Below are 16,987 nucleotides of genomic sequence, written 5' to 3' on the forward strand. Positions count from 1 at the left end.
CTGCGATGTCTGGCCCGATGGTCTTTTCTGATCCCTACCTCTCCTCATCACCCGTCGTCGGACGCGTTGTGACTGTGCTTCGTGGAGTCACCGATCGCCGTGGCCTGCTGCTGGTGGGACACCGATCGCGCGCTGTCCCGGCCGGAGCGGTTCACGAGCTAATGATCACCGACGAGGAAGTGCGGCTCGATGGCAGTGTGGACCGCGTGGCGCTACTGGCATTCTTCGAGGTTGTGGAGGCTGGTGTCGTCCTCGTCGACGCGGCAGTCACGATCGCGGGCATGCCGATAGGCGTCGTTGCCGGGTTTGATGATACACACATGCCGAATCACCAGAATATCTGCCTGCGTGGTCAACTCCGGGACGGCGAGTCGCTCGAGATTCTTGTCGGGAGCCGCATCGAAATTGCAGGACTGCGGTAGCGCCTCGCAGCCGGGACGCAGACGCGAACTTGCTCGGGGTGGAGGATAACCTCGATCGGCAGGTTGCCGGCGTAGTCGCCATCGAACTCGACCGGCACCTTATCCGGTGAAGATAGTTGGATGTGCTTCCCGCGATAGTGCTTCGTCCACTGCATCCGCTCGGGCTTACCGGCGACGACCCACCACAGGAGCCTGGTGACATCTGCTGTGCTCGGCGGGTCGAAGGCGAGGACATCGAGCAGACGATCGGTTCGGTCGATGCCGTGGCCAAGCCGCAGACGTGGATGAATAATCGAGCTGCCGATTGCGACGAGGAGGAGTCGGGCTGTGCCACTGACCGGCTGCCCGTCAATCCATCCGTCATACTTGAACTGGGGGAAGTTCAGATGCCTCGCTCCGGCTGGAAGATATGCCAGCCAGCGGACCCGCCGCTTCCAGCGCGATGAGGTGTCGCGCATGATCGCGGCATCAAAGCCGGCGCCGGCCATGTGGACGATGACACGCTCGCCGGCCACTGCGACGTCGATCTGCCTCGTGACGCCTCCGAGCGCGATCCGCGCCGCCGCCCTGGGCGTCCCTGGGATCCCCAACTCCCGGGCAATCATGTTGGTCGAGCCGCTGGGCAGGATCGCGATGGAAACAGGTCTCCCCAGCACGCCGGCAACGATGTCGGACACCGTTCCGTCCCCACCAACCGCGATGATCGTGTCAATGTGCTCGTCAGCGTTCTGAGCGAGAATAGTCGCTTCCCCTGGTGAGGTCGTGACAACGACACGTAGCAGGATCCCGCGTCGCGCGGCCTCCTGTGAGAGCGGCTCTATGAAATGGTCGATCGGGCGTCTGCCGGTCTTGGGATTTACGATTGCGAGAACGGTGCGCGCGGTTGCCATGTCCCTGTCTTAACCCGCCAACTCTTCCTCAGGCCCGAAGATCCTCTCCGTAATCCAGGCCGCCAGCCACGTCGCCGCAGTTGCGAGAAGCAGACCCAGAATGCCACGCACGAGATTACGGGTCATACGCGCATACCCTCCCTACCGTCATCGCCGTGTTTCGAACAACATGTCGTGTTGCAGGCTTCCCCGAGCAGTCTACCATCGACTGGCGGACTATCCTTCCCGTCGTAGCGAGACTGATGCCATCGCCAGCAGCGCCACGACCGCCACGAGCACGAACGCGATAATGTCCGCGGTGGTGAGTCTGCTGATCACGGCAGTATCCAAGTGGGGAACCCGGCCGAGCGGGGTGATGAGCAGGTTCGTCGGCGTCGCGACGACACGCCAGGCAGTCGTCCACGGCTGTACGCCGAAGAGCGCCGAAATGACCCGTAGCCCGAACAGCATGATCGCTGCGGACGCAACCGATGTGACCAACAAGTCGCGGCGGCGGGCCGGCCGGCTACGCGGGCGCGCTTGCCGTGGAGGTCTGATAGCCACTTACGGTGTTTCGGCGGGCAATAGCCCGGCGATACGCTCGACGATCTGCTCGGCGATGCGCAACTTTTCCGCCTGGTCGAGCGATTCAACTCGCCCGTCCCGGTAGAACAGAGTTACGGAATTAGTCTCCGCTCCCATCGCCGCGCGAGCGTCGTTGAGCACGATGACATCGAGATTCTTCCGGGCGAGCTTATCGAGGGCATAGCGTTCGTGATCGGTCGTCTCGGCCGCAAAACCGATGCGTAGTGTCCCGGGTGTCGCGACCGTGGCAAGAATGTCCGGATTGCGAGTGAGTTGAATTGTCATGTCGTCGTCGGTCTTCTTCATCTTGTCAGTCGCAGCCTGTGCCGGCCGGTAGTCGGCGACAGCAGCGGCCATGATCAGAGCATCAGCGCCGATTGCATGATCCCGAACTGCCGCGAGTAGATCCAGCGCCGACTCAACTGGCACGATGGTCGCGCCATGGATAGGCGCCAACGCGGTCGGCGTCGATATCAGCGTCACGTCTGCGCCAGCCTGAAGGGCTGCGCGGGCGAGTGCGTAGCCCATTCGGCCTGTCGAGCGATTCGTGAGGACGCGAATCGGATCGATTGCCTCCACCGTAGCGCCGGCGGTCACGACAACCCGCTTGCGCCACAGCGGCCCACCACGCGCCAGAGCCTGCTCGATCGAGGCGATGATGCGTTCCGCGCCAGCGAGGCGTCCAACGCCGATCGCGCCACTCGCGAGTCGGCCCTGCTCTGGCTCGATGATGATTGCGCCGCGGCCACGCAATGCCTCGAGATGTTGCTGAGTCACCGGGTTGAGATACATGTGGTGTTCCATTGCAGGCGCGATAAGGATCGGCGTGCCTCGCGGCGCAGCCGCCAGATGGGTGACGGTCAACATGTCGTCGGCCAGGCCAAGCGCGAGTCGCGCGATGCTGTTCGCCGTGGCCGGAGCAACGACGATGGCGTCCGCTTCCTCGGCCAGCGAGATGTGGCCCTTCTCCGCCTCGCTCCAGCCTTCAAACACACCGGTGTGAACTCGTCGCTTCGTGAGTGCCTCGAACGTGACCGGGCCGACGAACTCGGTTGCAGACCTTGTCATAATAACGTCGACCCGCGCGCCAGCCTGAACCAGCTTGCTGGCCAGGTCAGCTGCCTTGTAGGCAGCGATCCCACCGGTGACTCCGAGAACGATCCGCTTGTCATTCAGGATTGGCATCTTGCGTCACTCACGTCGTGGCGAGCTGGCCAGTCATCACCGACCGGGCAGCTTCGATGGCGTGGCTGATAGCCTCGTCGTCGATCTGATAGTGCGTCACCATCCGTACTCCGCGCGTGCCGTAGTTGGACACGAGCACTCCTGCGGCTTTCATGCGGTCGACGAACAGCGCTTGCCCGAGAGCCGGCTCGGTCTTGAAGATGACGATATTCGTCTGGACGGCGTCAAGGTCGATGGTGATCCCGTCGATTTCGGCGAGCGCTACCGCCAACTGTCGCGCTCGTCGATGATCCTCCGGCAGACGCTCAACCATCGACTCCAGAGCGACGATGCCGGCCGCGGCGATCACGCCGGACTGTCGCATCGCTCCGCCAAGAATCTTCCGCGCACCTCTCGCCCGCTGAATAAACCCAGCGTCGCCGGCGACGATCGAGCCGACCGGCGCAGCCAGTCCCTTTGAGAGACAGAACTGGACCGTGTCAGCGTATGAAGCAATCTGCTCTACGGGTGTGTCGCTGCCGGCCGCGGCGTTGAAGATACGCGCGCCATCCATATGCACCGGAACATTGTGTTCGTCGGCGATCTGTCGCAACTCGGCGAGGTGCGCTGTCGACACGATCGTGCCACCGCACCGGTTCTGGGTGTTCTCGACACAGATGACTCCGGTCGGCGGGTAGCCGGGCCGGCTGACTCGAATGCGCTGGCGGACGACCTCAAGGTCGAGCTCGCCGCTGGCATCGTTTGGCACCAGGCTGAATGGCATGCCGCCGAGCGCGGCCGCGCCGCCGGATTCATACCAGAAGATATGACATTCATCGCCCATGATAATCTCGTCGCCCCGGCCGCAGTGGGCGAGCAGCGCCGCGAGATTACCCATCGTGCCACTGGCGACGAAGACGGCTGCTTCCTTACCGAGCATCTGGGCTGCGAGCTCCTCGAGGCGACTGACCGTCGGATCTTCGCCGTACTGGTCGTCCCCGACCTCAGCATTCGCCATTGCCTGGCGCATCGCGTCGGTTGGCCTCGTCACGGTATCGCTGCGAAGGTCGATCACACTGCCCTCTCTCCATCTGTCTCGCGGAAGCCATTCAGGACAGCGGGATTGTAGCGCAGCGCGGCAGCGAGCGACCCCGACACGATCGTGCCGGAGTCGCTCGCACCGCACCCGTTCACGGGCCAGTGGTGGCGTCAGTGGATGTGATTCACCTGACCCCCGACGATCGTCACCTGCGCGTTCGGGGTGGCGTCATTGAACGCGAACGTATAGTTCGCCCCGAGCAATTGCATCCCTTGTGTGAACGGCTTCCAGCCCGACGCGTAGTAGTTTGTCGCGCTGGAGCTATCGGAGATCACCTTGCCGGTCTGGAAGGTGACGTCCGACGAGCCACCATTGATGGCAATACCATTCTGCTGGGAACGCCCACCGAGATAGGACATCGCGAAGCTGTAGTTGCCGGACAACATCTGGACGGCGGTCTCGCCACCGCTGGTGTCGCCGATCGCGCGCCATGAGCCCGCATAGTAGGACGCACTACCGGTATCGAGCGCGTTGCTATCGCTGTCGATCAGGTGGACAGTGACATTGACGGTCGCGAATGTCACGGTCGTCGCGCCCGGGCCGACTGCGACTGCGTTCTTCTGCTCGCGGGTGCCGTTGTAGACCATCGCGAAGCTGTAGTTGCCGGACAACATCTGGACGGCGGTCTCGCCACCGCTGGTGTCGCCGATCGCGCGCCATGAGCCCGCATAGTAGGACGCGCTACCGATGTCCAGCGCGCTGGCATGGCTGTCGACGAGCCGGACAGTAACGGGGGCGGTCGCGAATGTCACGGTCGTCGCGCCCGGGCCGACTGCGATTGCGTTCTTCTGCTCGCGGGTGCCGTTGTAGACCATCGCAAAGCTGTAGTTGCCGGGCAACATCTGGACGGCTGCCTTGCCACCGCTAGTGTCGCCGATTGCGCGCCATGAGCCGGCGTAGTAGGACGCGCTACCGGTATCAATCAGCGTGTTGTTGCTATCTCGCAGCTCGACCGTCACGTTGGAAGTGGAGAAGGTGTAAATCGAGTTGGTCGGCTGAGACTGCGAAACCTGCTGGCGACTGCCGTTGTAGACCATCGCAACGGCCGTGTTCCCGAGCTTGCCATCAAACGCCGCGCAGGTGAGTCCCTGGGCGTTGGTTGTACCGACTGTGCGCCAACTCCCGACATAAGCGGACGCCTCACCTCCGGCCAGTGGATTGCCAGAGCTGTTGGTGAGCTTTGCGACGACGACGCTCTTTGCCAGGTGATCGCCAGCATTGATCTGGATGCCCAGGTTGCAGTTAGGGGTCGGCCCGAAGTAGAACGTGGTCAATCCCGGCAGATATTCCATCGTCGGCTTGGTGAAGCTCAACCAGGCGGTGTAGTACCAACTGATTGGACCGCTGTAATAGAAAGACAGTCGTCCTGTCTGGAACACAACATCCGTTGAGGGCAGGCCAATGGCAACCGAGTCCTTCTGCTCGCGGGAGCCGTTATACGTCATCGCGAAGCTGTAGCTGCCCGGTAGCATCTGGACATCGATGACGCCCGCGCTTGTATTGCCCAGAGCCCGCCACATGGTGGCGTAGTAAGCCGCGCTGCCGGTGTCGAGCGGGCTGCCATCGGCATTGATCAGCTTGACATGGACCGCTGCGGTTCGGAACGTAAAGTTGCTCGCATCGAGTTCCGTGCGATTCATCTGCTGCCGAGTGCCGTTGTACAGCATCGCCATCGAGAGATAGGGCGAGTCTGCGGAAAGCTGAACCACGAGATTCCCGCCCGCGTCGGTCGTCCCCGGAGCACTTTGCCAGCCGTTCAGGTAGTAGTCGACTGTCCCTCCGGCCAGGCCGTTTCCATTCGAATCCAATAGCCTGACGTTGACGGCAACGAGATTCTGGTCACCGACGACGAGATTGAACTTGTTGCTCGTCGGGTAGCTGCTGTTGTTCCAGATGCTGTAGGCGTAGGGCAGCAGCTCCATGGAATTGACCCATGCCGGGTCGCCATAACCCATGTACCAGCCTTGGTACGCGAGTTGGCCGGTATTGAGTACCTTGACACTCACCGTCTTGAAACTGTAGTTCGTGACATCAACGGGAGTGCCGGTGTCGACGGCGCCCTTGTTGTACTGGATGACAATTCGATACGTCTGATTCGCGACGGGAGTCGCAAGGATCCCCGACGTGTCGGTGTAGCCCAGCGTAGACCAACCGCCCGAGATCCAATACAGCACTCTGGCGCTTTCAATGCCGGCGCCAGTAGAGTCCGTGAGCGTAATGTGAGTGGTGAAGTTTGCCGCAGACGCTGGCCGAGGCGCCGCGACTACGATTGCTACGAGTATCGCGAGAATCAGGCCGGTGCTTATCGCCAGCCGTTTGAGTGTCCATTGTTCTTGATGCTGAACGACCACGTCTCGACTGTCCTCTCCTTCGCGCAGGCGTCACCGTGTCACTCTGCGCGGCCGCGCTACCCTGAAGACGATGCGTAATGGCGGCGCACGCCTCTCATCGTGCTCGTAGCCACGCGCGACAATTGTCACGTCAGGCAAGCGAATATTGTGGGTGAGACTCAATGGTAGAATTAGGTCGACGCATTGTCAACATACTTTGGCCCTGAATCGACAGAGTGGAACAAACTGGAATGCTGCGACGAGGTCACGTTGTGATATTGCCGCGCTACGTCGCCCGTTTGGAGCCCTGATGTGTGGTGATCGGTGGCTCACCGGATCCGACGTGTCCCGTAGGGTCAGGACTCCGTCGGTCATCGACCCATCGACCAGGGTGCGCGTCATGGTTTGGCGTGATGGTGGTGAGCGGTATGCTGGGGGAGCGATCATCGGAGCCGAGCACCTGAGGAGCCACCAATGCCAGACGAGCGAGCGAGCGACCAAGGACTGGGCACAATCGAGGCGGAGTTCCGCGCCTGGCTAAGCGCGCATCCCGCCGCGACCCTGACGGAGCTGGAAATCGAACTGGATCGGCGTCTGCGGGCGGGTCGTGCGCAGATCCTGCGAGAGGCCGTCACGGCCATGCCGAACCCTGCGGGCGTATGTCCCGATTGTGGCCGGCCGCTCGTGGCGCATGGCCAGCATGTGCGGCGCCTGGTGACGCAGGGGGACGAGCCGCTGACCGTGGAGCGGTCGTATCAGCGCTGTCCGGCCTGTGGGGCCGGGCTTTTCCCCCCTGGATGAGACGCTAGGGCTCCTGAGTGGGGTGGCCTTCACGCCGTGGCTCGTTGAGAGCATTGTGCGGCTGGGCACGTTGCTGCCCTTCGCGCAGGCGCCGGAGATCCTGCAGCACTTCACCGGGGTCACGGTCAGCGCCGCCACCGTGCGACGGCTGACGGAGGTGGCCGGCGCGATGCAGGAGCAAGTGGAGCGTGCGGAGGTGGCGCGGCTGGAACGGGAGCTTCCCGCCGCGCCAGCGGGTCCGGCGGTGCAACTGCTCAGCGTTGATGGGGCGATGGCGCCGCTGGTCGGCGGAACCTGGGCCGAGGTCAAGACGCTGGCCATTGGCACGGTCGAGGCCAGGGCGACCGGGGTCCGGACGCAGGAGCTATCCTATTTCTCACGGCTGGCGGATGCGGAGACGTTCACCCGTCTGGCGACGATCGAGACACAGCGCCGGGGGACAGCTTCGGCCCGGACGGTGGTCGCCGTCGTCGATGGGGCGGCCTGGTGCCAGGGGTTCATTGACACGCAGCGATTCGATGCGGTCCGGGTGCTTGACTTCGCCCATGCGCTGGAGCACCTGGGGCAGGTGGCGCACGCCGTCTACGGGGCGGGCACGTCGTCTGCCAGCGAGTGGCTCGGCCAGCAGGCCCAGGCGTTACGCCATGGCGACGAACAGCAGGTGCTCGATCGGCTCGCGACGCTCGGTGAAGCGCCGCACTGCGGGTCGGAGGCGCGGACGCTGATCCAGCAGAACCACGACTATCTGGCCGCGCGGATCGAGCAGATACGCTACGACACCTTTGTCGCGGCGGGGTATCCGATCGGCAGTGGGTGTGTGGAGAGCGCCAACAAGCTGCTGGTCGAGGCCCGGCTGAAGGGGAGTGGGATGCACTGGGCGCGCGCCAACGTCAATCCAATGCTGGCGTTGCGGACACTCGAGTGTAATCAGCGCTGGGAGGAGGGATGGCCGACCCTCTGGCAGGCCTGGCGGCGTGCCGCCCGCGTCCGTGCCAGTCACCGTCGTCAGGCCCGTCGTGCCTCGGGCCAGGCGCCGACACCGGCCGCGTGCGCAGTTCCGCACCCTGCCGTCGACATCGTCGAACGACCCAGCCGACCCAAAACCATCGTCAACGGCAAGCCCACCATCGACCATCCCTGGCGACGATCCTCACCCATCGCCGCCAAACCATGACGCGCACCCCATCGACCAACCGAATTTGACATGAGGGGTGGGATCGCGTAGACTAGCAGGTCGCTGGTGGCTGTGAGCGCACGGTTACGATTGCAGTTGATCTTGCGAGGATGTAAACCGAAATCATCAGGACGTCGGGAGGGGGAGAATCTGCCTTCCGGCTTTCGCGTTTCCTCGTTTCGGGCGGAAAGCCCGATAACTGCGTCAGCCTGGGCGTCAGATCTCAGCCGATCCCTGGGTGGCAATCGCGACATTGCCGCACCCCGAGCCAAACTGAAAAGAGGAGCACCACATGTCCCACCGTGTTCCAAGCGCGCGGACGATCGACGGCGATGCCGGACAGGTCGTCTCTAACCTGGGAATCAACAGGCGCTCCTACGCTCGCATTCCCACTGTGATCGAGATGCCCAACCTTGTCCAGGTCCAGATCGACTCCTTCGAGTGGTTCAAGACCGAAGGGCTGCGCGAGCTCCTGAAGGAGATCTCGCCGATCACCGACTACAACCAGAAGATGGAGCTGCATTTCCTCGACCACGCGTTCGACGAGCCGCGCGCGACCGAGGAGACATGTCGCATTCGTGACATGACCTATGCGGCGCCGCTTCGCATTCGCGTGCGGCTGATTATCAAGGAGACCGGGGAGATCAAGGAGAGCGATATCTTCCTTGGCGACTTCCCGATGATGACCGCGCATGGCACGTTCATTATTAACGGCGCCGAGCGCGTGGTCGTGTCCCAGCTTGTTCGCTCCCCGGGCGTCTACTTCGAGCTGGAAGAGGATGCGACCAGTGGCCGGCGTCTCTGCAAGGCCAAGCTGATCCCGAACCGCGGCGCGTGGCTCGAATTCGAGTCCTCGAATCGGGACATCCTGTCGGTGAAGGTCGACCGCAAGCGCAAGATGCCAGTCACGATCCTGCTTCGGGCCATCGGTTACGAAGACGACGACGAGTTGCGGGCTCTGTTCGCCGATGTCGAGACCAATCCCGATCACCAGTACATCTCATCGACACTGGAGCGCGAGCCAACCAAGACGCGCGAAGAGGCACTCGTTGAGCTGTACAAGCGGCTCCGTCCCGGTGATCCCCCGACGCGCGATAACGCCGCCAATCTGTTGAAGAATCTGTTTTTCGACGCTCGTCGCTACGATCTGGCTCGCGTCGGGCGCTACAAGCTCAACAAGCGACTCGGCCGCGACCAGCCACTGGACGATCGAGTTCTCTCGCCCGAGGATCTTCTTGAGATCATGCGGACGATGATCCGGCTCAACAACGGTAATGGAGAGCCGGACGATATCGACCATCTCGGCAACCGGCGTATCCGCGCGGTCGGCGAGCTGATCCAGATGCACGTGCGCACCGGCCTGCAGCGCCTGGAGCGTGGTGTGAAGGAACGCATGACGATCCAGGATATCGAGCAGGTGACGCCGAACGCGCTCATCTCCACCACCCGCCCGGTGATGGCGGCCGTTCGTGAGTTCTTCGGTGGATCCCAGCTCTCGCAATTCATGGATCAGACAAACCCGTTGGGCGAGCTGACCCACAAGCGCCGGCTCTCGGCGCTCGGCCCCGGAGGCTTGTCACGTGACCGGGCCGGCTTCGAGGTTCGAGACGTTCACCACTCGCACTACGGCCGCATCTGCCCGATCGAGACGCCAGAAGGCCCAAACATCGGCCTGATCGGCTATCTGGCGACCTATGGCACGATCAACGAGTTCGGTTTCATTGAAACGCCATACCGGCGGGTTTACGGCCTCGTCGAGCTCCGCAATCCCGACGGCACTCCACACGAGCACGTCGCGCTGTTGCCGGGTCGCACGCTATCCGAGGATGTCAGCTCTGGCGACTTGAAGCTGGCGGCGGGCACGCTGCTTGGCGACAAGGAGATTCAGAAGCTCACGGAGACCGACCTCGCCTTCGTTCGTGTGCGCCCGTTCGTTTCCGGGCGAATCGAATACCTCGACGCTCACGAGGAAGACCAGTTCACGATCGCTCAAGCGAACGCCCCGCTGACCGAAGAGGGCTATTTCGTCGAGGATCTTGTCGCGTCTCGTCTGGCAACAGACTACCCGGTGGTTCGGCCAGAGCAGGTCGATTACATGGATGTCTCGCCAAAGCAGGTGTTCTCGGTTGCAACCGCACTGATCCCATTCCTCGAACACGATGACGCCAACCGGGCACTCATGGGCGCGAACATGCAGAAGCAAGCGGTGCCGCTCCTGCGGCCGGCCGCGCCGATCATTGGCACGGGCGTCGAATATCAGGCAGCGCGCGACTCGGGACAGGTCGTCGTTGCGAGTGCCGCTGGTGTCGTTCGATCGGTTACGGCGAAAGAGATCGTCGTCGAGGAGACAGACGGCGGAGAGCATGTCTATCGCCTGATGAAATTCGTGCGGTCGAACCAGGACACGTGCATCAACCAACGGCCGAGTGTTCAGAATGGCGAGCATGTCGTAGTCGGCCAGATCATCGCCGATTCGTCGAGCACGGAGCGCGGAGAGTTGGCGCTTGGTCAGAATGTGCTCGTCGCCTACATGCCGTGGGAGGGTGGCAACTTCGAGGACGCCATCCTGCTGTCCGAGCGGCTGGTGCGTGACGACGTGTTCACCTCGATCCACATCGAGAAGTACGAAACCGAGGCGCGGGATACTAAGCTGGGCGCCGAGGAGATCACTCGCGATATCCCGAACGTCGGTGAGGACTCGCTGTCCAACCTGGACGAGAACGGCATTATCCGGATCGGCGCCGAAGTCCGCCCGAACGACATCCTCGTCGGGAAGGTGACGCCGCGCGGCGAGACGGAGCTCTCGGCCGAAGAACGGCTGTTGCGAGCCATCTTCGGCGAGAAGGCGCGGGAGGTGAAAGACACCTCGTTGCGAGTGCCGCATGGCGTCCACGGCAAGGTGATCGACGTCAAGCAGTTCCGCCGCGAAGACAACATGGAGCACGAGCTCCCTGCTGGCGTGAACGAGATGGTGCGAGTCATGATCGCCCAGAAGCGGAAGATCTCCGAGGGCGATAAAATGGCCGGCCGCCACGGGAACAAGGGCGTGATCTCTCGGATTCTCCCGGTTGAGGATATGCCGTATCTGCCGGACGGCACTCCGGTCGATATCATCCTGAATCCGATCGGCGTCCCGTCGCGGATGAACATCGGCCAGGTGTTGGAGACACACCTCGGTTGGGCCGCCTTTGTCCTCGGATTTCGTGTTGCCACGCCTGTGTTCGACGGCGCGAAGGAGAGCGATATCACCGCGGCGCTGGTCGAGGCAGGGCTGCCAGAAGATGGCAAGGTGACACTGTTTGATGGTCGGACGGGCGAGTCGTTCGACCGCCCGGTGACGGTTGGCATCACGTACATGCTGAAGCTGGCTCACCTGGTCGAGGACAAGATTCACGCGCGCTCGACCGGCCCTTACTCGCTCGTCACCCAGCAGCCGCTGGGCGGCAAGGCGCAGTTCGGTGGCCAACGGTTCGGCGAGATGGAGGTCTGGGCGCTTGAAGCATATGGCGCGGCGCACACCCTCCAGGAAATGCTTACCGTCAAGTCCGACGATGTCGTGGGACGCGTCAAGACATACGAGGCGATTGTCAAGGGCGAGGAGATCACTGAGGCCGGGGTTCCCGAGTCATTCAAGGTGCTCGTCAAGGAATTGCGCTCGCTTGGTCTGTCGATCGAAGTGATCAACGACGAGGAGGAGCGCGTCGAGTTCACGGAGGACACGACACGTGATCTGTTAACGAACCTGGATCGCATCAACCTGAGCGGCTTCGAGCGGACGGAAGACTAGCGGTCAGCTGACAGCGTCGGATGGCTGGCGAGAAATGCGCCGGCCATCCCGGGATCACGGCTGAATCTGCTGATCGCTGTGGAGAGTGCTAAACCATGCAGACGATGAGAACCACCAACCGAGGCGACGCGCGCCGATCGCTCGACGTGAACGATTTCGATGCTATCCGTATCAGCCTCGCGTCGCCGCAGGAAATCCGGAGCTGGTCCTACGGTGAAGTGACCAAGCCCGAGACGATCAACTACCGCACGCTCAAGCCGGAGCACGGCGGCCTGTTCTGCGAGCGGATCTTCGGGCCGACCCGTGACTGGGAATGCTACTGCGGCAAGTACAAGCGAATCCGCCACGCTGGCACGGTCTGCGACAAGTGCGGAGTCGAGGTCACCCGTTCCAAGGTGCGACGAGAGCGCATGGCGCACATCGACCTCGCCGCGCCAGTTACCCACATCTGGTACGTGAAGGGCACGCCAAGCCGGCTTGGCCTTCTGCTCGACGTCACCCCGCGAAACCTGGAGCGCGTCCTCTATTTCGCTTCCTATATCATCACCAAAGTGGACCTCGAGCGTCGGGATGCCGTGATCAATGACATCCACGAAGCGCTCGAAGAGGCGTTGGCTGAGATCGATGCCGAGCTGCAGGAGCGACTTGGTGAGTTGACCGGGCAGCGTGATTCCGAGGTCGCGAACCTGACGCGCGGATCGCAGAATGTCACCAGCGCGATCGAGTCGCAACTGCAAACAGATCTCGACGCGGTCGAGGCCGAGGCCGCGACCGTCCGGGAGTGGCTGGAGGCGAACCAGAACGAGTCGCCTGCTGAGGATGTCACGTTCCGCGGAGATATCGTCGTGCGGGCTGGCGAGGCCGTGAACCCGGATCGGACCTCCACCCTGAACCAGCTGCGTGACAAGATCGTTGAGGACGCACGCGCTCGGGCTGAGCATGACACTCAGAGCGCGACCGCACTGTCCGGCGCAGAATCCGACCGAATTTCCAGCGAGTCGAGTGATCATCTGCGACGGATTGAAACGCAAGCCGATGCGCAGAAGTCCGACTTGCGGGCTGAGGCGGATATGATCGTGAAGCATATCCGCGGTGTCCAGATGCTCCAGGTCATTACCGAGACGGAATACCGGGAGTTGATGGAAGACGCCCCGGGCGTGTTCCATGCTGGCATGGGCGCCGAGGCAGTCTACGATGTCGTCTCCAAGCTTGACCTTGATGAGGTCGCGTCCGGTCTGCGCCAGGATATGCAGCGAATGAGCGGACTCAGGCGCAAGAAGGCGACGAAGCGCCTGCGCGTGATCGAGGCACTTCGCAAGAGCGAGAATCGCCCGGAGTGGATGATCTTCACGACACTTCCGGTCATTCCTCCCGACCTCCGACCGATGGTTCAGCTGGACGGCGGGCGCTTCGCTACCTCCGACCTGAATGATCTTTACCGACGGGTCATCAACCGGAACAACCGCCTGAAGCGGCTGCTCGAGCTTGGGGCGCCGGACATCATCGTCCGCAACGAGAAGCGGATGCTTCAGGAGGCGGTCGACGCGCTGATCGACAATGGCCGGCGTGGACGCGTTGTCTCTGGCTCGGGCAAGCATAAGCTGAAGAGCCTGTCCGACATGCTGAAAGGGAAGCAGGGCCGGTTCCGGCAGAATCTCCTGGGCAAGCGTGTCGACTATTCGGGCCGTTCCGTGATCGTCGTTGGCCCGGATCTGAAGCTTCATGAGTGCGGGCTGCCGAAGCGCATGGCGCTGGAGCTATTCAAGCCGTTCGTCATGCGCAAGCTGGTCGCACACGGCTACGCTCATAACATCAAGGCGGCCAAGCGGCTTGTCGAGCGCGTTGACGAGCGGGTCTGGGAGGTGCTGGAGGAGGTCATCAAGGACCACGTCGTCCTCCTCAACCGGGCGCCAACGTTGCACCGACTTGGCATTCAGGCGTTCGAGGTCAAGCTGATCGAGGGCTCGGCTATCCAGATCCACCCGCTGGTCTGCGCCGCGTTCAATGCTGACTTTGACGGCGATCAGATGGCCGTGCATGTGCCGCTGTCGCGAGCGGCGCAGCGTGAAGCGCGTCAGCGGATGCTGTCGACTGCGAATCTGCTCGACCCGTCCGACGGGGATCCAGTCATCGCGCCTACCCTCGAGATTGTGCTTGGCTGCTACTACATGACGACGCACCGGCCGGGCGCGCTGGGCGAAGGCAAGATCTTCTCTGGAGCCAACGAGGTCACCGTCGCATATCAGTCGGGCGTGGTGGATCTCCAGGCACGAATCAGCGTGTTCGATCCGAAGCGGGGCGCGCGAGCGCTCGATCCGGGGACTGCCAATGGCCACGCGGCCAGCGGGCTCGTCGAGACGACCGTCGGGCGAGTGCTGTTCAACCAGGAGCTGCCGGCCGACTTCCCGTTTCGTAACGCGACCATGGACCGCAAAGAGCTGCGCTCTGTCGTCCACGATTGCTACCACCAGTATGATGCCGCCGCGACTGCGGAGGTCGCAGATCGGATCAAGCAGATCGGCTTCACCTACTCCACCCGTGGCGGCCTGACGATCGGGCTCCATGACATCGCCATTCCACCTTCCAAGCCGGAGATTATCGGCGCGGGTGATATCGAGGTGCAGAAGGTCGAGCGGCAGTATCGTCGTGGTCTCATCACTGACCGTGAGCGACACACGCAGGTCGTCCGGATCTGGAACGAAACGCGCGATCAGATATCCACAGCGGTTGAGCAGAATCTCGGGGCTGACAATTCACTGTTCATGATGAGCCACTCGGGGGCGAAGGGTAATATCAACCAGATTACCCAGATGGCCGGCATGCGTGGACTCATGCTTGACCCGAACGGCAACATCATCGACTTGCCGATCAAGTCGAACTTCCGTGAGGGGCTGTCTGTCCTTGAATACTTCATCTCGACGCACGGCGCTCGTAAGGGTCTCGCCGACACGGCTCTCCGCACAGCGGACTCCGGTTACCTGACTCGCCGCCTTGTCGATGTTGCCCAGGATGTCATCATCACCCGCGATGATTGCGGCACTGAGCACGGAATGGTTGTCAACATCGACGAGATCGAGGACGGGCCGCTTCGGGCGCGGGTTGTCGGTCGGGCTGCCGCGCTGCCAATCGTTAGCGACGACGGCGAGTTGCTGATCGACCGGAACGAAGGGATCAACGAAGATAACCTCGAGCGGGTCCTCGCGGCCGGCATCAAGAGTTTCCGGATCCGCACCGCGATGGATTGCGAGGCAGTTCACGGCGTCTGTGCGATGTGCTACGGACGCGACCTTGCCAGCGGTCACCTTGTCTCCAACGGAGAAGCAGTCGGTATCATCGCTGCTCAGTCGATCGGCGAACCCGGCACCCAGCTGACGATGCGGACCTTCCACACAGGAGGCGTTTCCCACGCCGACGACATCACAACCGGTCTGCCTCGCGTGGAAGAGCTGTTCGAGGCTCGGGAGCCCAAGGGCAAGGCGATCCTGTCGGAGATCGAAGGTATCGTCGAGATCGTGACTGAGGAGGACGGACGCAAGGTCATCATCAGTCGCGAAGACATCGTCGTCGAACGCTACCCTCTGGCGAACGCGCATGTCGTCGGGGTCAAGGATGGTGAGACTGTCGCGCGTGGCCACATCCTGGCAACATCGAGCAATGGCATCGAGCCGATCGTCGCGACGATGGACGGCACTGTGCTGCTCGACGACGGCGAGATTATCGTTCGGAGCGAGGAACGCGAAAGCAAGGAATACTCGGTCGCCCATGCTGCGCACATTCGTGTCCAGGACGGCGACCCGGTTAACCCGGGTGACCAGCTGACCGACGGAAGCCTCGATCCTCAGGAAGTGCTGCTGGCTCGCGGTCGCGAGGCAGTTCAGCGGCTCCTCGTGGATGAGGTCCAGGCCGTCTATCGCTCGCAAGGCGTTGTGACGAACGACAAGCACATCGAGGTCATCGTTCGTCAGATGCTGCGCCGGGTGAGTATCGATGATCCCGGCGACACCGATTGGCTCCAGGGTGAGTTGATCGATCGGTTTGAGCTCAACCGGATGAACGCGGAGATGCTTGCACAGGGTGGAGAGCCGGCCACGGCCCAGGAGGTTCTGCTTGGAATCACCAAGGCTTCGCTGGCAACCGACTCCTTCCTGTCCGCGGCCTCGTTCCAGGAGACAACCCGGGTGCTGACAGAGGCGGCGATCAACGGAAAGATCGATCACCTCCGTGGACTCAAGGAGAATGTGATCATCGGTAAGCTGATCCCGGCAGGGACCGGCTATGCCACTCACCACGGGTTTGATGCGCTAACCCAGGGCAACGGCCATACCCAGAGCGAGGTTTCTGGTATGCCGGAATATAAGCCAGCCTCGATCGAGGACGTCGAAGAGATGACATCGGTTGTCGACGCTGAGGCGACTGCAACTGCCGTGAAATCTGCTCTCGAAATAGCGTCCGGCAGCCCCGACACCGATGAGGTTGATGCCGACGAGCTGTCGGCCACCAACGTCTTCGCAGACGAGGAAGGCGATCAGGCCGGGCTCGACGCTGATGTCTTGAGCAAGAGCACTGACGAGTAGCAAGACCTGTCTGGCCGGCTGGCGTTCGCCAGCCGGCCAGATCTCGTCAGTTGGTTTGACAGAACGAATGGCGCTTTAGTACACTGTCGCATTGTGGCCGGAAACCGGTCATCGGATTTGAGGCGTTAGCATCCCCGAGGGGCTGCCTCGTCCTCGGCAGTGATTCGGTTAGTATCGGGACA

The 16,987-nt window shown here is 62.3% G+C and carries 9 protein-coding genes and 1 pseudogene; 4 read left to right on the forward strand and 6 right to left on the reverse strand.

Annotated elements, in window-relative coordinates; translation table 11 throughout:
- Nucleotides 1–5 precede the first annotated feature (5 nt).
- Complete coding sequence (locus V9F06_05320) at nucleotides 6–422, forward strand: hypothetical protein (GenBank protein MEI2617056.1); 417 nt, start codon at nucleotides 6–8, stop codon at nucleotides 420–422.
- Here the strand turns inward: V9F06_05320 and V9F06_05325 are convergent.
- The 6 genes from V9F06_05325 to V9F06_05350 all read right to left on the reverse strand — a co-directional run bounded on the left by V9F06_05325 (nucleotide 353) and on the right by V9F06_05350 (nucleotide 7,171).
- Nucleotides 353–1,312, reverse strand: coding sequence for a diacylglycerol kinase family protein (locus V9F06_05325; GenBank protein MEI2617057.1), 960 nt, complete (start codon nucleotides 1,310–1,312; stop codon nucleotides 353–355). The genes V9F06_05320 and V9F06_05325 overlap by 70 nt on opposite strands.
- 216 nt (nucleotides 1,313–1,528) lie before the next feature.
- The gene (locus V9F06_05330) at nucleotides 1,529–1,855 is read right to left on the reverse strand and encodes a hypothetical protein (protein MEI2617058.1); all 327 of its coding nucleotides are present in this window, start codon (nucleotides 1,853–1,855) and stop codon (nucleotides 1,529–1,531) included.
- A complete protein-coding gene (coaBC, locus tag V9F06_05335; protein ID MEI2617059.1) occupies nucleotides 1,856–3,061 on the reverse strand; it encodes a bifunctional phosphopantothenoylcysteine decarboxylase/phosphopantothenate--cysteine ligase CoaBC in 1,206 nt (401 codons plus the stop codon).
- 10 nt (nucleotides 3,062–3,071) lie between these two features.
- Nucleotides 3,072–4,115, reverse strand: a complete 1,044-nt coding sequence (ltaE, locus tag V9F06_05340; protein MEI2617060.1) for a low-specificity L-threonine aldolase — start codon at nucleotides 4,113–4,115, stop codon at nucleotides 3,072–3,074.
- A 134-nt stretch (nucleotides 4,116–4,249) separates the two neighbouring features.
- On the reverse strand, nucleotides 4,250–6,313 hold the full coding sequence (locus V9F06_05345; GenBank protein MEI2617061.1) for a hypothetical protein: 2,064 nt from the start codon (nucleotides 6,311–6,313) through the stop codon (nucleotides 4,250–4,252).
- Between the two features lie 693 nt (nucleotides 6,314–7,006).
- Nucleotides 7,007–7,171, reverse strand: coding sequence for a hypothetical protein (locus V9F06_05350; GenBank protein MEI2617062.1), 165 nt, complete (start codon nucleotides 7,169–7,171; stop codon nucleotides 7,007–7,009).
- 70 nt (nucleotides 7,172–7,241) lie between these two features.
- Between V9F06_05350 and V9F06_05355 the strand changes: the two genes are divergently transcribed.
- The 3 genes and pseudogenes from V9F06_05355 to rpoC all read left to right on the forward strand — a co-directional run bounded on the left by V9F06_05355 (nucleotide 7,242) and on the right by rpoC (nucleotide 16,508).
- Nucleotides 7,242–8,444: an ISKra4 family transposase gene (locus V9F06_05355; protein ID MEI2617063.1), complete on the forward strand. Its 1,203-nt coding sequence runs from the start codon at nucleotides 7,242–7,244 to the stop codon at nucleotides 8,442–8,444.
- Nucleotides 8,445–8,736: 292 nt separating this feature from the next.
- The gene (locus tag V9F06_05360; GenBank protein MEI2617064.1) at nucleotides 8,737–12,231 is read left to right on the forward strand and encodes a DNA-directed RNA polymerase subunit beta; all 3,495 of its coding nucleotides are present in this window, start codon (nucleotides 8,737–8,739) and stop codon (nucleotides 12,229–12,231) included.
- Nucleotides 12,232–12,335: 104 nt separating this feature from the next.
- Nucleotides 12,336–16,508: pseudogene (gene rpoC / locus V9F06_05365) on the forward strand (DNA-directed RNA polymerase subunit beta').
- The last annotated feature ends 479 nt before the right edge of the window (nucleotides 16,509–16,987 follow it).

It is taken from the genome of Thermomicrobiales bacterium (assembly GCA_037045155.1).
GTDB lineage: Bacteria > Chloroflexota > Chloroflexia > Thermomicrobiales > CFX8 > JAMLIA01.